Source organism: Arthrobacter sp. zg-Y750 (assembly GCF_020907365.1).
Lineage (GTDB): Bacteria > Actinomycetota > Actinomycetes > Actinomycetales > Micrococcaceae > Arthrobacter_B.
Genome location: NZ_JAJJOC010000016.1, coordinates 299,176 through 322,631 on the forward strand (window position 1 = coordinate 299,176; position 23,456 = coordinate 322,631).

The 23,456-nt window shown below is 65.9% G+C and carries 21 protein-coding genes, 1 tRNA gene, 1 pseudogene and 2 riboswitches; of the genes and pseudogenes, 8 read left to right on the top strand and 15 right to left on the bottom strand.

The features are described 5' to 3' along the window. Nucleotides 1-4 precede the first annotated feature (4 nt). Nucleotides 5-1,996 (bottom strand): annotated as a pseudogene (locus tag LOC57_RS12260) (MMPL family transporter); the annotation flags it as partial. Between the two features lie 53 nt (nucleotides 1,997-2,049). Here LOC57_RS12260 and LOC57_RS12265 point away from each other — a divergent pair. After that, nucleotides 2,050-2,586 carry a MarR family winged helix-turn-helix transcriptional regulator gene (locus tag LOC57_RS12265; protein ID WP_227913494.1) on the top strand — a complete coding sequence of 179 codons (537 nt, stop codon included), beginning with the start codon at nucleotides 2,050-2,052 and terminating at the stop codon, nucleotides 2,584-2,586. A gap of 33 nt (nucleotides 2,587-2,619) precedes the next feature. After that, nucleotides 2,620-2,693, top strand: a tRNA-Arg gene (locus LOC57_RS12270). 42 nt (nucleotides 2,694-2,735) lie between these two features. Here the strand turns inward: LOC57_RS12270 and LOC57_RS12275 are convergent. The 4 genes from LOC57_RS12275 to LOC57_RS12290 form a co-directional block, all read right to left on the bottom strand. After that, on the bottom strand, nucleotides 2,736-3,911 hold the full coding sequence (locus LOC57_RS12275) for an ElyC/SanA/YdcF family protein (protein ID WP_229960031.1): 1,176 nt from the start codon (nucleotides 3,909-3,911) through the stop codon (nucleotides 2,736-2,738). Between the two features lie 19 nt (nucleotides 3,912-3,930). Then, nucleotides 3,931-4,842 carry a carbohydrate ABC transporter permease gene (locus LOC57_RS12280; RefSeq protein WP_227913496.1) on the bottom strand — a complete coding sequence of 304 codons (912 nt, stop codon included), beginning with the start codon at nucleotides 4,840-4,842 and terminating at the stop codon, nucleotides 3,931-3,933. 1 nt (nucleotide 4,843) lies between these two features. Next, entirely contained in the window at nucleotides 4,844-5,764 is a 921-nt protein-coding gene (locus LOC57_RS12285; protein ID WP_227926705.1) for a carbohydrate ABC transporter permease, read from the bottom strand. Nucleotides 5,765-5,828: 64 nt separating this feature from the next. After that, a complete protein-coding gene (locus LOC57_RS12290; protein WP_229960033.1) occupies nucleotides 5,829-7,064 on the bottom strand; it encodes an extracellular solute-binding protein in 1,236 nt (411 codons plus the stop codon). A 394-nt stretch (nucleotides 7,065-7,458) separates the two neighbouring features. Between LOC57_RS12290 and LOC57_RS12295 the strand changes: the two genes are divergently transcribed. The 5 genes from LOC57_RS12295 to nagB are packed head-to-tail and all read left to right on the top strand — an operon-like array spanning nucleotide 7,459 to nucleotide 11,842. Then, nucleotides 7,459-8,409: an ROK family protein gene (locus LOC57_RS12295; RefSeq protein WP_229960035.1), complete on the top strand. Its 951-nt coding sequence runs from the start codon at nucleotides 7,459-7,461 to the stop codon at nucleotides 8,407-8,409. Next, entirely contained in the window at nucleotides 8,406-9,389 is a 984-nt protein-coding gene (locus LOC57_RS12300) for a 1-phosphofructokinase family hexose kinase (protein ID WP_229960036.1), read from the top strand. The genes LOC57_RS12295 and LOC57_RS12300 overlap by 4 nt, the downstream gene beginning before the upstream one ends. After that, nucleotides 9,389-10,261 carry a class II fructose-bisphosphate aldolase gene (locus tag LOC57_RS12305; protein WP_229960038.1) on the top strand — a complete coding sequence of 291 codons (873 nt, stop codon included), beginning with the start codon at nucleotides 9,389-9,391 and terminating at the stop codon, nucleotides 10,259-10,261. The genes LOC57_RS12300 and LOC57_RS12305 overlap by 1 nt, the downstream gene beginning before the upstream one ends. Then, nucleotides 10,248-11,072, top strand: coding sequence for a DeoR/GlpR family DNA-binding transcription regulator (locus LOC57_RS12310; protein ID WP_229960040.1), 825 nt, complete (start codon nucleotides 10,248-10,250; stop codon nucleotides 11,070-11,072). The genes LOC57_RS12305 and LOC57_RS12310 overlap by 14 nt, the downstream gene beginning before the upstream one ends. Nucleotides 11,073-11,074: 2 nt before the next feature. Further along, nucleotides 11,075-11,842, top strand: a complete 768-nt coding sequence (gene nagB / locus LOC57_RS12315) for a glucosamine-6-phosphate deaminase (protein WP_229960042.1) — start codon at nucleotides 11,075-11,077, stop codon at nucleotides 11,840-11,842. A gap of 7 nt (nucleotides 11,843-11,849) precedes the next feature. Here the strand turns inward: nagB and LOC57_RS12320 are convergent, their stop codons facing one another. Beyond that, complete coding sequence (locus LOC57_RS12320) at nucleotides 11,850-13,745, bottom strand: ABC transporter ATP-binding protein (RefSeq protein ID WP_227913504.1); 1,896 nt, start codon at nucleotides 13,743-13,745, stop codon at nucleotides 11,850-11,852. Nucleotides 13,746-13,937: 192 nt separating this feature from the next. Here LOC57_RS12320 and LOC57_RS12325 point away from each other — a divergent pair, with 192 nt between their 5' ends. Further along, nucleotides 13,938-15,689, top strand: coding sequence for a sensor histidine kinase (locus LOC57_RS12325; RefSeq protein ID WP_229960044.1), 1,752 nt, complete (start codon nucleotides 13,938-13,940; stop codon nucleotides 15,687-15,689). A 60-nt stretch (nucleotides 15,690-15,749) separates the two neighbouring features. Here LOC57_RS12325 and fdhD read toward each other — a convergent pair whose 3' ends face one another. The 9 genes from fdhD to LOC57_RS12370 form a co-directional block, all read right to left on the bottom strand. After that, the gene (fdhD, locus tag LOC57_RS12330) at nucleotides 15,750-16,598 is read right to left on the bottom strand and encodes a formate dehydrogenase accessory sulfurtransferase FdhD (protein ID WP_229960046.1); all 849 of its coding nucleotides are present in this window, start codon (nucleotides 16,596-16,598) and stop codon (nucleotides 15,750-15,752) included. Nucleotides 16,599-16,683: 85 nt separating this feature from the next. Beyond that, nucleotides 16,684-17,979, bottom strand: coding sequence for a molybdopterin molybdotransferase MoeA (locus tag LOC57_RS12335; protein WP_227913507.1), 1,296 nt, complete (start codon nucleotides 17,977-17,979; stop codon nucleotides 16,684-16,686). Then, a complete protein-coding gene (locus LOC57_RS12340; RefSeq protein WP_229960048.1) occupies nucleotides 17,976-18,260 on the bottom strand; it encodes a DUF6457 domain-containing protein in 285 nt (94 codons plus the stop codon). The genes LOC57_RS12335 and LOC57_RS12340 overlap by 4 nt, the downstream gene beginning before the upstream one ends. Then, nucleotides 18,260-18,916 (bottom strand): molybdenum cofactor guanylyltransferase, encoded by a 657-nt coding sequence (mobA, locus tag LOC57_RS12345; RefSeq protein WP_229960050.1) that lies wholly within the window; start codon nucleotides 18,914-18,916, stop codon nucleotides 18,260-18,262. The genes LOC57_RS12340 and mobA overlap by 1 nt, the downstream gene beginning before the upstream one ends. Next, complete coding sequence (locus tag LOC57_RS12350; protein ID WP_227913510.1) at nucleotides 18,916-19,416, bottom strand: HNH endonuclease; 501 nt, start codon at nucleotides 19,414-19,416, stop codon at nucleotides 18,916-18,918. Before LOC57_RS12350 ends, mobA begins: the two co-directional genes overlap by 1 nt. A 246-nt stretch (nucleotides 19,417-19,662) precedes the next feature. Continuing rightward, nucleotides 19,663-20,454 carry an NlpC/P60 family protein gene (locus LOC57_RS12355; protein ID WP_229960052.1) on the bottom strand — a complete coding sequence of 264 codons (792 nt, stop codon included), beginning with the start codon at nucleotides 20,452-20,454 and terminating at the stop codon, nucleotides 19,663-19,665. Between the two features lie 22 nt (nucleotides 20,455-20,476). After that, a complete protein-coding gene (locus LOC57_RS12360; protein ID WP_227913512.1) occupies nucleotides 20,477-21,268 on the bottom strand; it encodes an NlpC/P60 family protein in 792 nt (263 codons plus the stop codon). Between the two features lie 3 nt (nucleotides 21,269-21,271). Next, nucleotides 21,272-21,430, bottom strand: a riboswitch (cyclic di-AMP (ydaO/yuaA leader). A 125-nt stretch (nucleotides 21,431-21,555) separates the two neighbouring features. Further along, a complete protein-coding gene (locus tag LOC57_RS12365; protein ID WP_442860177.1) occupies nucleotides 21,556-22,320 on the bottom strand; it encodes a M23 family metallopeptidase in 765 nt (254 codons plus the stop codon). 3 nt (nucleotides 22,321-22,323) lie between these two features. Next, nucleotides 22,324-22,518: riboswitch (cyclic di-AMP (ydaO/yuaA leader) on the bottom strand. A 90-nt stretch (nucleotides 22,519-22,608) separates the two neighbouring features. Further along, nucleotides 22,609-23,307, bottom strand: a complete 699-nt coding sequence (locus tag LOC57_RS12370; RefSeq protein ID WP_227913514.1) for a metal-dependent transcriptional regulator — start codon at nucleotides 23,305-23,307, stop codon at nucleotides 22,609-22,611. Nucleotides 23,308-23,456 lie beyond the last annotated feature (149 nt).

A 23,456-nucleotide genomic window follows, 5' to 3' on the forward strand; every position in this document is an offset into this window, starting at 1 on the left:
TCCGCACCAGCAGGGTGTCGAACAGGACACCGACGGCCACGATGATGCCCACCTGCGTCAGGGTCACCAGCGGAAGCACTCCCAGCACGGCGAACACAGCGGCCAGCAGGATACCGGCGCTGGTGATGACGCCGCCGGTGGAGCGCAGCGCCGCCAGCATGCCCTGCTTTGTTCCCATGGTGACCGCGTTTTCACGGGCCCGGGTGGTCAGGAAGATGTTGTAGTCCACACCCAGCGCCACCAGGAACAGGAAGGAATACAGCAGGGTCTGCACGTCCATGGCCGGGAAGTCCAGCACATTCTCGAAGACCAGCCAGCTCAGCCCGGTGGCGGCCAGGAAGGTCAGCAGCACCGAGGCCACCAGCAGCACCGGTGCTACCAGGGAGCGCAGCAGGATGGTGAGGACCAGGAAGACCAAGGCAATCACGGTGGTTCCCACCAGGACGGTGTCGTGCTGGTTGGCGGCGAGCTGGTCCACGCGTTCGGCGGCTTCACCGCCCACCAGAGCGCCGTAGTCCTCCCCGGCCAGGTCCGCGCGCAGGTCCGTGATGAAGGTGTTCGCCTCGTCGGTGCCTGCCTCGTAGCCGGTGATCAGTTCAATCCGGGTCTTGCCGTCATGCTCGGTGCCCGCCGTGGCCGCGGTAACGCCCTCGACGTCCTGCAGCTGTGAAACGGCGTCGTCGGCCGCGGCGGTGTCCACCAGGACGGTGACCGGCGAGGAGGAACCTGCCGGGAAGCCTTCAGCGAGCGTCTCGGCGGCTGTGACGGCCTGCGGCTTTTCGCGGAACTGTTCGTTCTCGCTGAGGCCAATCTGCAGGCTGAACAGGGCACTGCCCAGGGCCAGCAGGACGACGACGGCGATGCCGGCAATGGTCTTGGGGCGGCGCGCGGTGGCCTCACCCAGCCGGCCCCAGAACTTGCCTTCCTTGGCCGGGTCCCCCACCTTGGGCACAAACGGCCAGAACAGTTTGCGGCCCAGCAGCACCAGCGCCACCGGCAGGAGGAACAGGGCGCTGAAGATTGCCAGCACAATGCCGATGGCGGCGGAGAAACCCAGGCCCCGGTAGCTGGCGGTGTCAGTGAACAGCAGGGTCAGCAGCGCCAGGATCACGGTGCCGCCGGAGGCAATGATCGCCCCGCGGGTGCGGGTCAGGGCCTTGGCCATGGCTTCGTACACCGAGCTGTGGGCGCGCAGTTCCTCCCGGTAGCGGGCAATCAGCAGCAGCGCGTAGTTCGTGGCGGCACCGAAGACCAGCACGCTGGTGATGCCGACCGCGGACGGGTCCACGGTAATACCGGTGGCCGGGGCCAGCAGGTCCACCACCTTGGCGGCGAGCTGTTCAATGGCACCCACAATGGCCAGCGGCACAATCCACAGCCACGGAGAACGGTAGGTGATCAGCAGCAGCACGGCAACGACGCCGGCGGTGACGGTCAGCAGCACGAAGTTTGCCCCGGAGAACACTCCGGCCAGGTCCGCACTGAATGCGGCTCCGCCGGTCAGCTCCGCTTTGACCCCCTCAGGGGCTGCATCGGAAACGGCGCTGCGCAGGGCCTCCACTTCCGCGGAGACGGCGTCGCCGTCGTCGGCCGCTGCCTGCAGTGTCAGCGGCACGATCGCCACCAGCTTGTTTTCCGAAACCACAGGCGGAACCTGCGGCGGCGGGCCGGAGGCCCCGGCTTCGGTGGCCGCGGCATTGATCCCGGCAATGGCTGCAGTATCGGCGTCGGTCAGCGGACCGCCGTCTTCCCGGGAGATGACCACGATGGCGGAGGATTCCTGTGCGTCCGGGAATTCCTCAAGCAGTTCCGCAACCTGGGTGGACTGGTACTTGTCGTCCAGGCCGCCCACCCCCGTGGTGTCGTTTTCCTCGACTGGCAGGGCAAAAAGGCCAATGATGACGGCCACCCCGATCAGCAGAGTGACCCACGCCGTCTTGGCGTTCTTCACTATCCCTGCGTACATGTGCTTCTCCCGTGACGTAAGTATCTCCATTCGAAAGTATCTCAGATATCGAGATACTTCAATTCCAAGTTAGTATGGATCTTGTGGAAGATCAGGAACTGAGGCGCGACATCGTCGACGCAATCCGCGGTATGAGCGTGGACGGACAGCGTGTGGCGGATGCCTTTGCGCACACCCACGGACTCAACGCCACGGACATGCGGGCCCTGGTGCTCATCATGGAGGCGGAAATCCGCCACGAGGCACTGACCGCCGGGCAGCTGAGCGCCCGGCTGGGCACGTCCTCGGGTGCCACCACCGCGGTGATCGACCGGCTTGAACGCATCGGCCACATCCACCGCAACCGCACCCACTCGGACCGGCGGAAAGTCACCCTGCACTTTGAACCGCTGGCCATGGAGCTGGCCGGAGCATACTTCGGCCCGCTGGGTGCCATGAATGACGAAGTGATGTCCCGCTACACGGACCAGGAGCTGCGCACCATACTCGGCTTTATGCAGTCCATCCGCGAGAGCTATTCGCGGTACCTGGCCCGGCTGGCGCCCGACGGCAGCCAGGCAGCCGGGCCCGACGGCGCCGCACCGGAAACGCTGCAAACGGGCCGCGGGAGAAACGGGTAAGCTGATATCGCCCGCCGGGAAGCCCGGCGGTCCGCCTCCGTAGCTCAGTAGGATAGAGCGGCCCTCTCCTAAAGGGCAGGTCGTCGGTTCGATTCCGGCCGGGGGCACTTTCTGTTTTAAGGTCCCCTGCCTGCGTTCACGCGAACCGGCTAGCGCTGCAGCCCGGGGAAGGCCCAGATTCCCGAGGAACGCATCAGGTCCCGCATAATGACCATTTCTTCGTCCGGGCCCATAACAGACGCCTCTTCGGCGGTGGGGTAGTCGAGGTAGACGGCGTTGCCGATGTCGCGCGGCTTGCTGCCGGACAGATGGGCCAGCAGTTTCTCGGTCTCCCCGAAGACCACCAGGGCACGCCGCATGTGGCTGGCGCTGCTGATGAGCGTCATGCTTTCCACGCCGGCGTCCTGCGCCCGTTCAAGCGAGAAGAGTGCGTTCTCCACCGTGTCCGTTGCCAGGCCCTCCTTGATGATCCGGTCCTCCGCCACGCCGTTCTCCGTCAGCCAGCGGGCCATCGCATCCGACTCCGTGATGCCGCCCTTGGGAACGCCGCCAGTCACGATCAGCAGGGAATCGGGATACTTGTCCGCTGCCGCCTTCGCTACTTTGAGCCGTTCAATCAGTGTTTCTTCCATTTCACCCGTGTCCGAAAGTGCATAGCCGAGGACAACGAAGGCGTGGTGCTCAGCGGGCAGTCCGTCCGGGACCTTTGTGTTAAAGGGAACGGCGGCTACGTCGTCGACCGTCTGGATCCGCGCCTCAAACTCCGCGGCACGTTCAGGGTCCAGCCGCCGCAGTTCTTCCATCCCGGCTGTGTAGGCCGCGGTGTCACCGGTCACCTTTGAATACACGGTGTGCATAAGCCGGGCATTGAAGTTTTTCGGATCCAGGGCGAGGATGCCGGCGTAGGTGTCCATGGCCTCCGGAAGCTTCTTCTGCAGCACCTGTGCCGAGGCCAGTGAATACCTCAGGTCCACGTCCCACGGGTCCATTTCCACCGCCTGCGCAAATGCCTGCGCCACCACGTCGTAATCCCCGTGCAGGGTGATGCCTTGGAAGATTTCCTCTTCGGCCTGCAATAGGTCGCCGCCGTACCAGTAGTAGTGCATCGCGATGGCCTCCAGGGCGTCGATGCGCTCGCCTGTGGGGGCGTTGTTGCGGACCGCGCTGAACAGTGACTCGAGCGACTCCCCCTCCCCGCCGGCGTCGGCCCCCGGAGAGGACATACCCGGGGAGGCCGTGGCCGAAGCAGTGGCGCCGGCCGGACCGGAACAGGCCGAAAGCGCAACGACTGAGGCGAGCAGGACGCCCGCAGCGAGTTTCATCATGTCCGCTCCTATGGATTGCTTACTTCACGGCACCCGCGGTAAGTCCGCCGATGAGGCGCTTTTCGATGACGGCAAAGAGAATAATCACCGGCACAATGGCGACGATTGACACGCCGAAAACGTACTGCCAGCTGGTGGCGTATTGGCCGATGAACTTAGTCAGCGCCACGGACAGGGGCTGGTTCTCCGCCGTGGACATAATCACGAGGCTCGCCGCGAACTCGTTCCAGGACGCCACAAAAGTGAAAATCACCGCTGTCACAATCCCCGGCCAGACCAGCGGCAGGTTGATCCGCATCAGCACTTTGAGCCGTCCGGCGCCGTCGATCTGTGCCGCTTCGTCAATCTCCTGCGGAATGGCGGCAAAGAAGCTGTGCATGATCCATAGCGCGAAGGAGAGGTTGAAGGCCGCGTTAATCAGGATCATGGCCACCCATGTGTCGTTCAGGTCCAGCCACAGCATCTGCCGGAACAGTCCGGCCGTGAGGACCGCCGGCTGGAGCATCTGGGTCACAATCACCAGGAACAGGAAGACCAGCCGGCCCGGGAACCGGAACCTCGCGGTGTAATACGCGGCCGGGGTGGCCACCAGCAGCACCAGCAGCGTGGCTAGGACCGCAATGATGATGGTGGACAGCAGGTTGTAGGTCAGCGGGGTTTCCGGGGTGGACCACATGGACTGGTAGTTGCCGAACTGCAGCCCGTCCCCGGGCAGGTACTCGGGGGGAACCGAAAGGATTTCCGACCTGGTTTTCAGCGACCCCACCAGCATGATGAGGTACGGGGTGAGGAAAACCAGGGCAATCAGCGCACCGATGACCGTGCGCGCCCACATCCGCCGGGCACTGACATTGTCGGCGCCGTAGCGCCGCTTCCGGGGTTCCGCAGCGGGCACGGAACCTGCCGGGGGCGCAGGGGCAGTGACGGCCATGTCAGGCCTCCTTCATGGGTCGAACGATCTTCACGTAGGCGGCCACTATCACCAGCACGACGGCGAAATTAACGACGCTGAGCGCACTGGCCACATCCAGGCGCCGGTCGAACTGCAGGACCTTGAAGATGTACGTCATCAGGGTGTCGGCGCTGTAGCCCGGAATGGACCCGGTCATGATCCTCAGGATGGGCAGGTTGTTGAACACGTTGATGATGTTGATCAGCACCGCCACCGCCAGGGCGCCGCGCAACTGGGGAAGCACCACGCTGAAGTAGGTGCGCACCGGTCCGGCACCGTCCATCTTGGCCGCTTCCAGCGCGTCCCCCGGCACGGCCTGCAGGCCGGCCAGCAGCGTGTAGGTAGTAAAGGGGATGGATACAAACACACCCACCACAATGGCGGCGGCGAGCGCCGTGGCCGTGTTCTTGGTGAACCCGTAGGAGGCATCCATCAGCCCCACGTCCACCAGGAACTTGTTAATGATGCCGTAGTCGCGGTCCAGGCCGTAGTAGAACACGGTGGTAGTCATGACCACGCTGGCCGCCCACGGGACCACCACTGCCATCCGCACAAAGGTGCGTCCTGGAAACGGCTTGTTCAGGAAGTTCGCCAGGGCCAGTGAAATGGCCACGGTCAAGGTGACCACCACCACCACCCAGACCACTGTGTTAAGCAGGATCCGCGGCAGGTTGGGGTCCTCGAAGACGGTGAGGAAGTTCGCCGCTCCCACACCCTCCACATTGGTGCCGGCCTGGCTGATACGCCGGGTGGAGCTGTAGATCATGTAGCCGGCGGGGAAAATAACAATGCCGAAGATCAGCAGCAGGACCGGACCGATCCAGGGCAGCGCGGCCCACACGCTTTCATTGCTGCCCCGCCGCTTGCCGGTACGCAGGCGTACCTGCCGAAGTGTGCTCATGGAGTTCAACCTGTTCTGGGACTGGTGGGGCCGCCGCCTGCGCCGGGCAGCGGCCCCGGGCGGATCAGGCTGCGTCAGCCTTGGACTGGATCTGCTCCAGGACTGCCTTGGGCTCCTGGTCTTCAAGCTGGCCCATCAGCGACTTGAAGGCGCCGTCCGTGGTGTTCCAGGCCGGGTTGGTAGTGGGGTAGAACTTGGCGCTGGGGAGCATGTCCAGGAAGGTCGACAGGTCCTCATCCGAGGCCATCGCCTTGGAGCCGCTCTTGGTAGTCGGCAGGAACCCTTCGGTCTGGACCCAGTCCACGTAGTTGTCCTCGGCGTAGAAGAAGTCCATGAATGCGGTGATGGCTTCCTGCTTATCCTCGTCGTTCTTGAAGGCCATCAGCCGGTCCGCTACGCCCAAGGTGGAGGGCTCGCCGGTGCGGGTGGGAACACTGGCTATGCCGTAGTTCAGGTCCGGGTTGTCCTCGGCAATCTGGCCTACTGTCTGGGGCAGGGCGTAGACCATGCCGATCTTGCCCTGTGCGAACACGTTGATCATGGGGGTACGCTGCGTGGCTCCCGGATCCGGCTGGGTCACGCCCCCGGCAATCATTTTCTTCATGAATTCGGCGGCCTCGAGGTTCTCCGGGGTGTCCACGGCTATGGCGGATTCGTCGCCGAAATCTCCGCCGTTGCCAGCAAACCAAATCAGGCTTTCACCCTGTGCTTCCTCGGAGCCCAGCGGCATGCCGTAGCCGGGGGTCCCGGTAGCCGAGATTTTCTGCGCAGCTGCATACAGTTCATCCCAGGTGGTCGGAGGCTCGGCCACACCCGCAGCCTGGAACAGGTCCTTGTTGTAGAAAAGGGCGCGCACCGAGGCAATGAGCGGGAATCCGTACTGCGTGCCGTCCAGCGTCTCATTGGCCGCAAACGAGTCCTGGAAGTCGCTGATGGTTTCGTCGGACGCCACGTCCTCTGCCGGGTAGAGCAGTCCCTCATCGGCAAAAGCCGAAAACGCTCCGCCGTTGTAGATGTCCGGAGCTTCGCCGGACTGGATCTTGGTCTGCAGCACCGATTCGAGGTTTTCCCACGACTCAACCTGCAGGTTGACCGTGATCCCTTCATTGGCGGCTTCAAAATCCTCGATGACGCCCTCCCACAGCGCCTTGGTGCCGTCCGAGTAGCTCGGCACCAGCAGGTCGATGGAACTTGCGTCGCCGTCACCGTCGGAACCGCTGCCCCCGAAACCGCAGGAGGAAACGGCCAGTGCTCCGGAGGCTGCCAGCGCCACCAGGCCAATTCGAAGTGTGCTCTTCATTGGGTCCTCTTTCAATTGGTTCCCGCCCGGTGCCGAGGGTGCCGAGGGCGGGAAACCGGATAGTAGCGGGCCGCATTCCGCGGCGGGGAGGAACGTGCTGGGGAAGGTAATGCTGAAGTAGGTGTGATGGAAGTTGATAAGTATGCAGGACTATCAATCAGGCTCCGTCAGCCTGTTGCAGGAAATAATTGCCCTCTCCGGGCGCGCAGTCAACCCCTTCTGCGGGATATTTACTGCTCGAGTTACCCCTGTCCCGCGGTTGCAGGGTCAACTTGGGCCTCCAGCGGGGTCGAAGTGCATGATTTTTATTGATCTATAGACACGCATACCAATCAAAGTCCATCATTGAGGGACTTTCCGTAGTTGCCGGGCCAGTCACACACCTAGGAGCACCATGTCCCATCTCCCGCCGAGCCGGCATTCCTTCGGGGAATCCGTCCTGGCCTTCGATGTGGGCGGGACAGATATCAAGGCCGCCCTCCAGGACAACGACGGCGTGTTCCACTCCCTGCAGCGGGTCCCCACGCCCCGGGACGCAGCGAGCCCCGGCGAGGCGATAATCCGCGAAGTATCCGGGCTGGCCCGCCGGTACGTGCGCGAGTTCCCGCAGGCATCGGTGCGGGCCCTTGGCTTTGTGGTGCCCGGCCTCGTGGATGAGCAGGCCGGGATCGGCATTGTTGCGGCGAACCTCGGGTGGCGGAACTTCCCGTTTGCCCGGCGGCTGCGCGAGGAGAACGGCATGCTGCCGGTAGCGTTCGGGCACGACGTCGGCCTAGCCGGTGAGGCGGAAATGCACCTCGGTGCCGGACGCGGGCTGCGGGATGCAGTGGTCCTGATCATCGGCACGGGGATTGCCGGAGCGGTGTTCTGTGACGGACGCAGGGTACGTGCAGGCGGTTTTGCCGGGGAAATAGGCCACTCACCTGTCCCGTCGGGTACGCAGTGCGCGTGCGGGGCCTACGGGTGCCTGGAAACGGTGGGCTCGGCCGGTGCCATCGTCCGGCGCTACAACGAACGAACGGGCAATCGGGCAACCGGTGCGGAAGCGGTGCTCAGGGCAGCCCGGGCCGGGGAGCCGGCAGCCCGGGAGGTGTGGGACCAGGCGGTGGCAGCCCTGGCCGAGGGAATCTGCCAGCTGGCCGCGGTGCTGGGGACCGAGGCAGTGATCCTGGGCGGCGGACTGTCCCAGGCCGGAGACGAATTAACCGGGCCCCTGGTCCGGGCTCTGGACTCACGGTTGTCTTTCCACCGCCGCCCGGACATCCGGGTGTCCACCCTCGGACAGGATGCCGGGCTTATGGGCGCGGCGCTGCATGCACGGGGGATGCTGGGGGAACCGGCGTGAACGGGTGGGGCCGCGCAGGCGGTGTCCTGACCGTGACCGCCAATCCCGCCCTGGACGAGACCTATACTGTTTCGGCCTTCACCCCGGGCGGCAGCCACCGGGTTTCCCCTCCCCTGGTCCGGGCCGGCGGCAAAGGCCTCAATGTTGCACGGGTGGCGCACCAGCTCGGCGCGCCGGTGCTGGCCGTTGCCACCTGCGGCGGGCTGACCGGCGAGCGCTGCCGTGAGGACCTCCTCGGCAGCGGAATCCCGCACCGGCTGGTGCCGGTCACCGCGGCAACGCGGCGGACCATGGCGTTCGTGGACAGCACCTCGGGCCTCACCAGCATCTTCAACGAAACCGGGCTGCCCCTCGCCTCCGCCCAGTGGCAGGAACTTGAACGCCAGGTGGACGCCGCCATGTCCGGGGCAAGCGTGGTGGTGGGCTCAGGCAGCCTCCCGCCGGGGGCCCCTGCCGGGTTCTACCCGGATCTGGTCCACGCCGCGGCCGGCCTGGACATCCCCTGCATCATCGACGCCTCGGGCGCGGACCTGGTGCGGGCGGCCGAGGCTGGTGCCTTCGCACTCAAACCCAACCAGCACGAGCTGAGGGAAGCCACCGGCGAAGAAGACCTGCGCCGGGCGGCGCGTTCCCTGCTCGACGCCGGCGCGCGGACGGTTTTCCTCAGCTGCGGGGAGGCTGGACTGCTCGCGTTTTCCGCAACGGATCCGGACCACTACTTGCACGCCCGGCTGGGACGGACCCTGGCCGGCAACCCCACCGGCGCAGGCGATGCGGCGGTGGCCGCCGTCGCGGTGACTCTGGCCGCCGGCAGCCGGGACACCGCCCGCATGCTCCGCCTGGCGGCCGCCTGTTCCTCCGCCGCCGTGCTGATGCCGGCGGCCGGTGAAATCCCGTCCAGCTACCGCTCCCTGCAGGAGCAGATCACCATCACCTTGCATCATGACCGCACCGCATCCGCTGTACTGGAGGAAAACTGATGGGTCTTACACCAACCCGGGCACTCGTGGCGGACGCTTTTGCCGCAGGGAACGGCATCGGCAGCTTCAATGTCCTGCACCTGGAGACGGCGGAAGCCATTGTCGAGGGCGCCGAAGCGGCAGGGCTGCCGGTGATACTGCAGATTTCGGAGAACTGCGCCTCCTACCACGGCGCCCTTGAACCGCTGGCGGCAGCATGCCTGTCCGTGGCCTCGGCCGCAGCCGTGCCCGTTGCCCTGCATCTGGACCACGCGCAGGATGAGGACCTGGTGCACCAGGCGGTCCGGCTCGGCTTCGGCTCGGTGATGTACGACGGCGCGCACCTGCCGTACAGCGAGAACGTGGCGGCCACGGCACGGGTGGTTAAGCATGCCGAGCCGCTGGGCGTGTTTGTGGAGGCCGAGCTGGGGAAGATAGGAGGCAAGGACGGTGCACACGCTCCCGGGGTACGGACGGATCCCTTCGAAGCAGCGGACTTTGTGATGTCCACCGGCGTCGACGCGCTGGCCGTTGCCGTAGGTTCCTCGCATGCCATGGCGCAGCGCACTGCCGCACTGGACCTGGACCTCATCGCGGAACTGCACTCGGCCCTGCCCATCCCCCTGGTCCTGCATGGTTCCTCCGGGGTTGCAGATGCCATGCTGGCTGCCGCCATCACCGCCGGGATGACTAAGATTAACGTTTCCACGCACCTGAACGGCTTCTTCACCCGCGCCGTGCGCCAGTCGCTTGGAACCGACCCGGACCTGGTCGACTCCAGGAAGTACTTCTCCGCAGGCCGCCGGGCGCTCGCCCCCGAAGCAAGCCGTTTGCTGTCCCTCTTCGCGCTGAGCGCGAACGCGGAAAAGGCTGTCACCCATGGAAAAGACTGAGCGGCTCAACTCCATCCTCGACCTCCTGGCTGCGCGCGGCCACGTGCAGGTTGAGGACGTCATGGCCGAGCTGAAGGTATCCCCCGCCACCGCCCGGCGGGACCTGGATACCCTTGCCGCCCAGCGGCTCCTCACCCGGACCCGCGGGGGTGCCACCATGGAGGCAGTGGCCTATGACCTGCCGACCCGGTACACCCGCGATGACCACACTGCGCAAAAGCAGGCCATCGCGCAGGCCGCCAGTGCGCTGGTGCCCAAAGGCGCGGTGATCGGACTTTGCGGCGGAACCACCAGCACGGCCATTGCCCAGGCCCTGGGCATGCGCCGGGACCTGATGGAACCGTCCAGCAAACCCACGCTCACGGTTGTCACCAATGCCATTAACATCGCCGTGCAACTGGTGGTCCGGCCGAATATCCGCGTTATGGTGACCGGCGGCGTCGTGAACCCGAGATCCTATGAGCTGGTGGGGCCCTACACCGATGTGATCCTTCAGCGCGTAGCCCTGGACCTGGCCTTTGTGGGGGTCAACGGGCTCGACGCCGAGGTAGGCCCCACAGTCAGCGATGAAGGGGAGGCTGCAGTGAATTCGCTGATGTCGCAGCGGGCCTCCGAAACCTACATCGTGGCCGACTCCTCCAAAATCGGCACCCGGAGCTTCGCGACGCTGAGCGGCTACGTCTTCAGCAACCTGATCACCGACAGCGGTATCACCGAGGGCGAGAAAGCGGAGTTCGAAAGCCGCGGAACCCGGGTTATTGTGGGGCCGGCCAAAACGGTCACCGGGTCCGCCCAGCGGGCAGGGAGCTGACAATGCATGTAGTGATCCTTGACAGTCCTGCCGAGGTGGGGGATTTCGCGGCGCAGGAAATCCTGCGCGGTGTGGCGGCCGGGCAGCTCCGCACCCTGGGCGTCGCCACCGGATCCTCTCCGCTGGCGATCTACGAAGTCCTGGAGCGGCACCGCAGCCCGCAACTGTCCGCGCTGCAGGCCTTTGCCCTGGACGAATACGTGGGCCTGGACCCGCAGCACCCGGAGAGTTACGCCTCAGTGATCCACCGCGAGGTCACCGAACGGCTGGGCCTGGACCCTGCCAACGTGCACGTGCCGAACGGTACGGCCGCGGATCTGGCTGCCGCCTGCGCGGATTTCGAGGCCGCCATCCGTGCAGCCGGCGGTATTGACCTGCAGATCCTGGGCATTGGCCGGAACGGGCACATCGGCTTCAACGAGCCCACGTCGTCGCTGGCGTCCCGCACCCGGGTCAAAACCCTCATGTCCGCCACCCGGCGGGACAACGCCCGTTTCTTCGCCGACGCATCGCAGGTGCCCGCCCTGTGCCTCACCCAGGGACTGGGTACCATCGGTGAAGCGCGGAAGGTGCTGCTGGTGGCGCAGGGGAAGGCGAAGGCTCGGGCCGTTGCGGACGCGGTGGAGGGCCCGCTGTCCAGCATGTGCCCCGCCTCCGTGCTGCAGATGCACCCGCACGCCACGTTTGTCCTGGACCCCGACGCCGCCGCGGAACTGAAGCTGCAGGACTACTACCGGGAGGTCCGCAGCGGGATGGACACCCTGCGGTAGGCCCGGCCTAGGACCTGGCGGCGGTATCGCTTTCCGCTGCCGGATCTGCTGCGAACTGTGTGTTGTAGAGCTCCGCGTAACGTCCTCCCTGTGCCAGCAGCTGCGAGTGCGTGCCCTGCTCCGCAATCCGTCCGTCCTCAATCACCAGGATGCGGTCCGCGTTGCGGATGGTGGAGAGCCGGTGCGCAATAACGACGGCGGTCCGGCCCTGCAGGGCCTCCCCCAGGGCGGCCTGGACCGCGGCCTCGGACGTCGAGTCCAGGGCCGCCGTCGCCTCATCCAGGATGACGATGCGCGGTTGTGCCAGCAGCAGCCGTGCAATGGTCATGCGCTGGCGTTCACCGCCGGAAAGCCGGTACCCGCGCTCCCCCACCATGGTCTCCAGCCCGTCCGGCAGGGAGCGCACCATGTCCTCGAGCCGGGCCCGGCGCAGTGCGTCCCAGACCTCTTCGTCGCTGGCCCCGGGGTTCGCCAGGAGCAGGTTGGCCCGGATGGTTTCGTGGAACAGGTGCCCGTCCTGCGTGACCATGCCCAGGGCCTGCCGGATGCCGGCAAAGCTCAGGTCACGGACGTCGGTGCCGGAGAAGCGCACAGCACCCGAGTCGACGTCGTAAAGCCGGGAGAGCAACTGCGCAATGGTGGATTTGCCGGCGCCGGAAGTGCCTACCAGGGCTACCGTCTGGCCCGGGTCCACCCGGAAAGATATCCCGTGCAGGACTTCCTCGCCGCCGCGTGTGTCCAAAACGGCCACGTCCTCCAGCGAGGCCAGGGAAACCTTGTCCGCGGTGGGGTACGCGAAGCGCACGTCGTCGAACTCCACGCTCAGCGGACCGGCGGGCACCGGGGCGGGGCTGTCCTTTTCCCGGATGAGGGGGCGCAGGTCGAGGATCTCGAAGACCCGCTCGAAACTCACCACCGCGCTCATAACCTCGACGCGGGCATTGGCCAGGGAGGTCAGCGGCGCGTACAGGCGGGTCAACAGCAGGGCCAGGGTGACGACGTCGCCCGTGTTCAGGCTTCCCTGCAGGGCCAGATAGCCGCCCAGCCCGTAAACCAGGGCCAGCGCCAGGGCAGAAACCAGGGTCAGGGCGGTCACGAAGACCGACTGCATCATGGCGGTCTTGACGCCAATATCGCGGACCCGGGACGCGCGCAGGGCGAATTCCCGGGATTCGGCGTCGGGCCGGCCGAACAGCTTGATCAGGGTGGCACCGGGGGCGGAGAACCGCTCGGTCATCTGGGTGCCCATCGAGGCATTGTGGTTGGCGGCTTCGCGCCGCAGGGCGGCCAGCCGTCCTCCCATCCGCCGGGCCGGCAGCAGGAACACCGGCAGCAGCAGCATGGCCAGCACAGTCACCTGCCAGGACGTCCCGAGCATCACGATCAGGGTCAGCACCAGGGCGACGACGTTGCTCACCACTCCGGAGAGGGTGCCGCTGAAGGCCTGCTGGGCGCCAATGACGTCATTGTTCAACCGGCTGACCAGGGCGCCGGTGCGGGTACGCGTGAAGAACGCCACCGGCATTTTCTGCACGTGGTCGAACACCGCGGTCCGCAGGTCCAGGATGACGCTTTCACCAATGCGCGAGGAGAACCACCGGGTGGCGAGGGAGACGGCGGCGTCGGCAACGGCGACGACGGCGATCAGCAGGGCCAGCCGAACCACCACGCCGGGAGCGGTCCCGGCCACGATGGAGTTGACCACCTCGCCGGCCAGTACAGGCGTGGCCACGGCAAGGAATGCCCCGACCACCGACAGCAGGACAAAGCCCAGCAGCCGGAAACGGTAGGGAGCGGCGAAACGGATGATCCGCTTCAGGGTTTCCCGGGAGATCTTCCGGTCATTTCCGCTGCCGCGCGAGATTTTGTGAAGCGAGCTCCAGGCTGCGCCTTCCATACTCATGTGTTTTCCTCCGTTGTATGCACGTTCCAGCTTAAGCCCCTGTCCCGCTCCGGCCCGGCCGATCGCCAGGGGCTGAAACCGCCGGCGACTTTCCTTTCCACAGCGTGAAACATGTCACGGAATTGGCGCCGTGCGCTGATACACTTCGAAACGCTGCCCCCGTGCTGAACCGGGCACCTACGAAAGGCCGCTATGTCTCCGGCACTGAAACCCCCTGCTGCCCCCACGGAGGGCGTACCCACCTTGGACGCTTCCGTGCCGGAGGCGGCCCCCGGGGCTGTCCCCACGGACGGCGCCGCACGCCGCTGTACCGCGCTGGTGGCCGTGCAGCGGCCAGACGTGTTCTCGGTGACCGCCGGAATCCTCGCCGCCGCGGGGCTGGAACCTGTTGCCGTCCGGGACTTGGACGGGGCCGTTGCTTCCGCACGGGCTGCCGAACCGGTACTCGCCGTTGTCGATTCCAGTGTCCGCCGGATCGCTGGAATGGACCTGCTTAAGCGCCTGCGCCATGAAGTACCGGCCTTGACCAAGCTGCCGGTGATCCTGGTGGCGGACGAAGCCGGCCTCGACATAGACCTTATGGTCGAACTGGGAATTGCGGACTTTGTCGCCAGTCCGGTAGACCCCGATGACCTGACCCGCCGGGTGGACCTTATGCTGGCGACCGCCGAGGCGCGCCGGGGCCGCCGGATGACTGCAGCCCGGCTGCGCGAGGACACCCGCCGCATTTCCGCGTCCATCCGTGCCACCAATGATCCGCAGCAGATGTCGGAAGTAGTGGTCCACGGACTCGGCGAGACCTTCCAAGCGGACCATGTCTTCCTGATGACGTTCCCGGACGAGCGCGTTCCCGAGCTGGCACTGTCCTGGAGCCGTGAGGGAGCCACCGGTTCCATTCCAGCACTGGCGGGATCCACCGCCGTCGAGCTTGCGGAAAAGCTGTGGGTACGGGGCCGCGGACTCGCCGTCGAAGACCATCGCCAGCCGGCCGGCGACGAGCCGGTCCCGCTGAGCCCGGCGTCATTGGCCGCCGGGCTCGGGACGTCCATGATTGTGCCGCTGGGCCACGGGGATAAGGCCTTCGGTTTGGTGTGGCTTGCCGGTGAACGCGGCCCCCGGGACTGGACCAGCACTGAAACCTCCCTGATCCAGCATGCCAGCGGAAACCTTGCCCACGGGCTGGTGCAGGGAAACCTGATCACCGCGCAGCGGATGGTGCTCAAACGCCTGCGGGAACTGGACCAGGCGAAAACGGATTTCGTGGCCACCGTCAACCATGAGCTGCGGACCCCGCTGACCTCCATCACCGGATACCTCGACCTCATCCTGGACGGCTCCGGCGGCGACATCCCCGCCGACGTCGCGGAAATGCTGAAGATCGTAGGCCGCAACGCGGTGCGGCTCAACCAGTTGATTACCGACCTGCTCACCATCTCCCGCCAGGATGCCGACGAGGGCACCCTGGATGTTGAAGAGGTGGACCTTCATGAGCTGCTCCAGGCGGTTGCGGCGTCCCTGGCCCCTGCGGCCGGCGCGAACAACCTGGATCTGCGCTTGGAGCTCGGCCCGGATCCGCTCTGTGTGGACGGTGACAGCGCTGCCTTGGAGCAGGTTTTCACCAACCTCTGCTCCAATGCCGTGAAGTTCACCCCCGCTGGCGGATCCGTCCTGGTCCGGGCAGAGCTGGTGCGTGCCGAGGGCGCCGGGCCGAGCGTCCGAGTGCAGATCACGGATACCGGAATCGGCATCCCCGAAGCCGAGCTGCCCAATCTCTTCCGCCGGTTCTTCCGCGCTTCCAACGCCACCTCGGCCGCCATTCCCGGAACCGGGCTTGGCCTGGCCATTGTGCAGGACATTGTGCTGCAGCACGGCGGGGAACTGGGCGTCGAATCGAAGGTGGGTTCGGGCACCACCGCAACGGTCCTGCTGCCCGCAGGCCGTTAGGCGTACTCCGCACCGGCACCCGGACCCGGGGCCGGTTAGGCGGACACGGGACCGTGGGCGCTAGGCGCTTACCGCGGTGACCGGGGCCAGGATCCGTTCGGGTGCCGAATAGCAGTTGAGCGAGGTGCCGCGGCTGAATCCAATCAGCGTGAGCCCCGCGTCCTGGGCCAATTCCACGGACAACGCCGACGGTGCGCTTACGGCGGCGAGCACCGGGATGCCGGCCAACTGCGCCTTCTGGACCAGTTCGAACGAGGCCCGGCCGGAGACCTGCAGCACCATGCCGCGCAATGGCAGCAGCCCGGCGCGAAGGGCCCAGCCCACCACCTTGTCCACCGCATTGTGCCGGCCCACGTCCTCACGCAGGCACAGCAGCTCCCCTTCGGCGCTGAAGAGTCCGGCCGCGTGCACGCCGCCGGTCCGGTCGAAGACCTTCTGCCCTTCGCGCAACCGGTCCGGCAGGGACGCGAGCATCTCCAGGGGCAACCGGACGCCGTCGCCCTCCAAATCAAAGTGGGAGGACTTGCGCACGGCCTCGATGGAGGCCGTGCCGCAGATGCCGCAGGAACTGGAGGTATAGACGTGCCGTTCCATTCCGGTATCCGGCAGCGGGGTCCCGGGCCTCAGCTGTACATCCACCACGTTGAAGGTCTGTTTGCCGTCCTCATCCACACCCGCGCAGTAGCGCAGGCTGATGAGCTGGCCGGGCTCCCAGATCACACCCTCCGAGACCAGGAAACCGGCTACCAGGTCAAAGTCGTCGCCGGGGGTGCGCATGGTGACGGTGAAACTCTTTCCTCCCACCCGGATCTCCAGCGGCTCCTCCCCCGCCAAGACGTCGTCGCGCCGGCTGACGTTTCCGTCCAGCCGGAATTTCGTGACCCGTCCCCGTGTGGTGACCCGTCCCATGATGCCTCCCTGATTCCTGTTTCCTGCTTATATGTTGCCCCTCCGCGGCGGGATCCGCAGTCAGCGGGTGCCCGCCTACGGCACGTTATCCTGCGGGCGCCCGGTTGACCTGCCAGGGCAGGGGAAGGGCCATCACTGCTTGGTCCCTGATGCAGCCTTCGGGCGGCACCACCATCACGGCGTCCGCTTCGGCCAGGCCGCGCAGCATGCCGGAGCGGAAGTAGGGGGACGGCATGGCCCGGTCCTCCTGGATACTGCACGGCACCAGCCTGGTGCGGCCGGGCAGCGGTTCCAGGTCCACACCGGCCAGCACGTGGCGTTCCCGGGAAATCGGAGCGCCGCGCAGTCCGTCCAAGAGGGGCTGGAGGATGGTAAAAACGGCCATCATGGCTGCCAGCGGGTTACCCGGCAGGGCCACCAGGAGCCTGCCGTCCCGGAGCCGGGCGAGCATGGTGGGGTGGCCCGGACGCATCGCAATCCCGTCGATCAGGAGCTCGGCTTCCACTTCTTCCAAGGCACGGCGCAAGTGGTCGGCCTCGGAACGTCCGGTACCGCCGGTGGTGATGAGGACGTCGCCGGAGGACATCGCAATAGACATTTCGTCCGTGGCTTCGCTGCTGAGCGCTGCTACCACTTCCTCCAGCCGGTCCGGGAGCCGGCGCACCACATCCACCTTGCCGCCGAGCATGGACACCAGCTGCGGCAGCTGCGGTCCGAAGGTATCCCGGACCTGGCCCGGTTCCGGGAGCCCCGCATCAATCACTTCATCACCGGTCAGCAGCAGGGACACCCGCGGTGAACGCAGCACCGGCAGCGTGTCGTGGCCGCAGACGGCGGCCAGGGCAATATGGGCAGGGTTGAGCAGCTTGCCTGCGGGGATGGTGGTCTCTCCGGCAGATGCCTCTTCCCCGGCGGGCCGGATGTGCTCCCCGGCGGCCGGTTCGGATTCGCGGGCCCGGTCGTTGCGGGTCAGGCGCGGCGGCGTGGTGTTCGAAACAGAGCCGCTCTCGGACCGCAGGACGGCGTCGGCGCCTTCGGGAATCAATCCGCCCGTGAGGATTTTCACGGCTTCCCCGGGCTGCAGCGCCCGCCGCCCGGACTCCTTGTGGATCTGCCAGCGTTCCACTTCCGGTTCCTCCTGGGTGATGACCGTCCAGGGCGGAGGCCCGGCTATGGCCCAGCCGTCCATTGCGGCGGAAGCATAATGCGGGACGGGCTGCAGCGCGGAGGTCTCCAGGGCAAGGATCCGCCCCAGCGCTTCGTCCAGTGGAACGGTTTCGTAGGGCAGCGGGCGGGCGGCGGCATAGGCCGCGTGCCGGGCCTGGGCCCAAGACGCATTGGGTTGTGCGGGCAGGATAACGGGAGCGCTTTTTTCACTCATTGCGCATCCCCTTCGTCTGCTGCGTCCCGGCATTCGGCGGCTGCCACCGCCATGGCCGAACGCATGGACGCGGCGTCGGTCGCCTGTCCGCTGCCGGCAGCCAGTCCCGCTGCGTACCCGGCAATAAAAGTGGTCAACGGCGCTGCCGGCCGCACCACGTTGTGGGCTGCGGCCGCAGCGAGGTCAAGCACGGCGGAGATATCCACGGGTGTCCCCTCGAGCTCCAGTGCCTTGAGCAGTCTCCCGCTCCACGCCTCGAGTTGTTCCTGCTGGCTTGGCATTAGTGCTCCTTCGCTTCGCTGGACGATGCTGTTAACGCGGTTCCTTCGGTGCTTACGCCCAAGATCCGCGCGTCCGCCCAAGTGTCGACATCGGCGGTACTCATGGGGGGAACATCAACACCCCTCCATTGCACCCTAGCAAGCAGAGCCTTCATGGACATGTTCGTCAGGCCGCCGGGTGCATGGCCGAGGACGGCCTGACGAAGGTCTGCGGTCCGGTACAGGCCCGCCAGCGGCTGGCTCCTGCCGTCAGCGTCAAGGGCCAGAAGGGTGGAGTCGCCGTCGGAATCATCGCTGCCGGCCGCATCCAGGAGGACTCCGGCCGCGGAGGCAATTCGCGGCATATCGCAGGCCAGGACCAGCGTCCAGTCACCCGAGGCGGGCAGGGCTTCCAGCCCCGCTGCAACAGCGGCTGCCGGGCCGCCGAACTCCGGTTCCTCCCGCACCAGCACGGTTTCGCGGGACGCGTCCTCAAGCAGCGGCAGCAGTGAGCCCGGTCCCACTACGGCCACACGCCGGGCCCCGGCAACCGCGTCCAAGGTGGTTTCCAGCAGGGTGCGCCCACCGGTACGCAGCAGTGCCTTGGGGCTGCCGCCGAGGCGGGAGGAACGGCCGCCGGCGAGGATTACGGCGTCGTACACCGGAACAACGGGCATCAGGCGGCAGTGTCGTTCTGCAGGAAGGGGTCCCATTGCGGTGACGGACGCTCCAGTTCGCGGATCTGCCAGCGCGCTCCACGGGGCGCCTTCGGGGAAATACGCAGCTGCCAGCCAAGCTGTGCCAACGTCCTGTCGCCCTTCGTATTGTTGCAGCGCAGGCAGCATGCAACCAGGTTCTCCCAGCTGTCATCGCCGCCGCGTGAACGGGGAACAACATGGTCCACCGTGGCTGCCGCCTTTCCGCAGTACGCGCATTCGTGGTTATCCCGGCGCAGCACGCCCCGACGGGTGGCAACGGTGCCCTCCCGGTACGGGACCCGGACGTACCGGTGGAGCAGGATAACCGAGGGTCTGGGGAGGATTTCAGAGGGCCCGACTACCGGCTCGCCGCTCTCCGCCACCACACTCGCTTTCCCGCTCAGGACCAGCACCAGCGCGCGGCGGAAGGTGATCACGGCCAGCGGTTCATATCCAGCATTCAGAACGAGAGTGCGCATGCACATACCTCTTCGTCGGCCGTCCATGAGCCAGTGAATACTAGACACCGGCACACTTACGGCACATCGGATTGTCTATGCAAGAGTATGACGGGAATGCAGTCTTGGCCATTTTCGGGGCCGAAACCTTGCCCTGGGCGCTGGCGCCTTCTTCCGCCGTCCGGGTCCGTCCCCGGGGACGGACCCGGACGGTTAACGGCAAAAGCTCCCCCCGAAGGAGGAGCTTTTGGCCGGAGAGAAAAGCCGTTATCCGCCTACGCGGATGTAGACGCCGCCCGAGCCGAGTTCTGCCGGTGCCACAACGGTGCTGTTGCCGTTGAAGCCGCCGTGCACGGCTTGGCCACCGCCTACGTATACGGCAATGTGGGCCAGGCCCATGCCGCCGTCGGCGTAGTAGATCAAGTCACCGGGCATGGCCTCGGCTGCGCTGACCGTCCGTCCAAGGGACAGGTAGCCTGCAGGCCATCCGTGGAAGTTGATCCCCGCAGCCGCCAGGGCATTGGTCACCAGCATGGTGCAGTCCTGGTTGACGCCCAGCTGGGCGTAGGCTGCTGCAGCAATGGTGGCGGCCAGCCCTGAGGGGCTGCCCTGCGGTGCCGGTGCGGCGGCGGTGTTGACCCCTGCCGCCGGAGCTGTGTTGGATGCCGGACGGGCAACCTGCGCAGCACCTGCGGCCGGCATTTCCTGAACCTGGAGAGCGGTCTGCGCCTCTTCCACCACAGGGGCTGCCGGCGCCGACGCGGGAGTGGTGCCCGCAATGCCTTCGAACTCAAAGTGAAGCACAGCTTCTGCAGACACTTTGTCGAGCTTTGCTGCCGTGAGATCCAGGGTGCTCGTCTGGACATCCCGCAGGGGCTCCGTGCCGGAAGCATTGGCGGCCACACCGGTGGTGAGGACCAAGCCTGAGGCAGCTGCGATAACGGCAGCCTGGCGGCCAACCGTTCCTGCGTTTGCACTGACCGCACCTGCAAGGGCGTTCAGCGTGCTGGTGCGTTCAACCGGCGCCCGGTGGCGGGCGCGCTCAATTGTCGAGGTCATGATTGTTCTCGGAGACCAGGGCTTAGGAGACGCGGACGAAGCTGTAGCCGTGCAGGTCGGAGAGGCTGTGCAGACCGGTGTTCATACCGTTCAGACCGCCGCTGATGACCTGTCCGTTGCCAACGTAGATGGCGACGTGGGTAGCACTGATGACCAGGTCACCGGGAGCGGGGCTGCCAACAACGGTGCCGTACTGGAAGAACTGGCCGGGAGCCAGGTCGCCGACGGACTTGCCGACGGAGCGCAGGGCCTTCTCGACCATGGCGGTGCAATCCTGTGCCACGCCGATCTGGCTGTAAGCCGAGGCCACGAGGCCGGCGGCCACATTGCCCGGAGCTACGGCGTCAGCGGCCGGTGCTGCGGGAGTGGAGGATGCGGTCTGTACTGCGCCGTTTGCAACAGGTGCGGCAACACGGGAAGCAGCGGCACGCTGGGTTGCTGCTGCCTGCTGGGCCTGAGCCTCAGCAGCTGCTGCGACTGCGGCTTCTTCAGCTGCTACCTGTGCACGGTAGTCTGCGCCGGAGGTGGAGCTGGGTGCTTCCATGACCGCGAGCTTTACGTCCGCGTCCGCATTAGCCTTGACTGTCCCGGCTACAACGTTCAGCGGGGTGGATTCGAGTGCCTGGCGGTCCATGCTGACGGACGCTGCCTGTGCAGGGAGTCCTGCAGCCAGCACGAGGCCGGATGCTGCCACAACGACGGCGGCCTGACGGCCTACCATGCCTGCGTTGCTGCTGACTGCCTTGGAAAGTGCAGTGATCGGGTTGGTCTGAACGGTGGCTGCGCGACGGCGGCCATGAGCGTGTGATGACACAGGTTTGCCTCTCCCAATTGCCTACGAGGTGAGCTGTCGGATTCGGATGGGAGTCACCCGGTTGCCAGGCCTAAGGCCATTTGCAACTTAACCCCAAGGGCTTCTTGCGAAACCCGAAATTGGTTCCCCCGCCTCTGCCATGCGATTCTGCGAACGGACTTCAAACAGTGGCAGAGCTAGGCGATCTGTTCGAAGGTGCCCGATCTTTGGCCAATCGGGCACGAGGACGAGCGTACAGCAACATTTGCGCTATGTCACGTTCCGGTCACGAAATGATATTCGTGCGGTTACAACCAGTTCAGTGGGTCCACTACTTCGCCGTTTACCATGACCTCGAAATGCAGGTGGCAACCCGTGGAAGAGCCCGTTGTTCCGCTTGCTCCCACCAGGTTTCCGCGCTTGATTTCGCTTCCTACCGACACGGAAATGGCGGAGAGGTGGTTATAGGTGGTTTCGACCCCGTTGCCGTGGTCAATGACAACGCGGTTGCCGCCGCCGTAGGGGTGCCAGCCGGCAAAGACCACTTTTCCGGAAGCCGCTGCGTTTACTGCGGTGCCGCAGGTGGCGGCGAAATCCTGGCCGTTATGCATTTCCCCGGCTGCGCCCGTAATGGGGCTGACGCGGTGGCCGAATCCCGATGTCTCCACCAACGCAGAATCCAGCGGGGTGGACAGCGTGCCCTTGGCGGCCGCGGGGACCGCATGGGACCCTGCTGCCACGCCGACGGAAGCCAGCTTGGCGTCCGGGTCATAGCTGCTGCTCAACCCGGCGCGGGCAAATCCGATGTTCGCGTTGGCATCCGCGGAGACCGGCGTGTCGGCTGAAACCGGCTGCGGCTGGACGGGATCATCAGCGGCCGCGGAGGTGGGCAGCGCAGCGGTGAGGATCAGGCCTGATGTGGCGGCGGTGATGGCCACCTTCTGGGCGGCTCCACCCATGGACAGGGTTTTTGTTTCAACCCGCCTGCGCCCGGAGGGCGGGGAGCTGCGCCGGCGGGCGGGCGCAACAGGGGCAGCCGCACGGCGGCGCCCCGAAGCAGCATGCTTCGACAAGTGTTTCCCTCTCTTGGAACGCCTGCGAAGTTAGCTGTCGGATTCGAGTAGAGAAACTCGGCCCTCGGCTCACCGCCGGCACTGCGTGCTTCTATGCACGTTTTGCCGCCGGCCTCCGGAAGGCTTCACCCCAAGGCAGTTCTACTGCCGGAAATTGGGTCCTCCGCCCCTGCCTGACGAGTTTGGTGCTCCGGTCCGTTGGCAGGGCTCGGCGGACAGACCGGATAACGATGGTGTTTCAACGTCGGAATTCACTATAGGGTAAATGTCCCAAAAGTAACCATTCCGTTACCCGGCGTGTGCCACAAAAACATGTGCGGCCACTTCTGCCGGCAATTCAAGCGCTCCTTCGATGCCGGGGACACGCACGGAAATGTAACCGCCTACGACTTCGGCGGTGATTTCCGCACCGGGGCGGAGCCCGGCTTCATCCAGCTGGGACAGCAGCTCCGGCTCCACCTGGATGGGTTCGGCCAGCCGCAGGAGGGTCAGCTTGGATCCTGCCTCTACGGCAGCCACGGCAGAGACCAGGTCATGCACGCCCTGGTGGAAGACCGGTGCCGGCTCTCCGCCGATGCCCTCGAGGCCTGGAATCGGATTGCCGTAAGGGGATTCCGTGGGATGTCCCAGCAGCTCATACAGCCGGCGCTCCACGCGCTCACTCATCACGTGTTCCCACCGGCAGGCCTCGTCGTGGACGTAGGCCCAGTCCAGGCCGATAACGTCCGAGAGCAGCCGCTCCGCGAGCCGGTGTTTGCGCATCACCTCGGTAGCGCGCCGGCGGCCCAGTTCCGTCAGTTCGAGCCGGCGGGTTCCCGCCACCACCACGAGGCCGTCACGCTCCATCCGGCCAACGGTCTGGGACACGGTGGGGCCTGAGTGCCTCAGCCGCTCGGCAATACGTGCCCGCAGCGCCACAATGTTCTCTTCTTCCAGCTCCAGGATGGTCCTGAGATACATCTCAGTTGTGTCAATGAGATCCGTCATGACGGGCCGCTCCTAGTAGAAGGCAAGAGGACAGCGGCAAAACGCGCTGCCCGGGTCTACGCCAACACGTTAGCCTACCGGCCGGACCGCCCGAAAATTGCGGGCTTTCCGCCACACATCCCTGTGGCGGCGGTCATAAACCGTCCGAA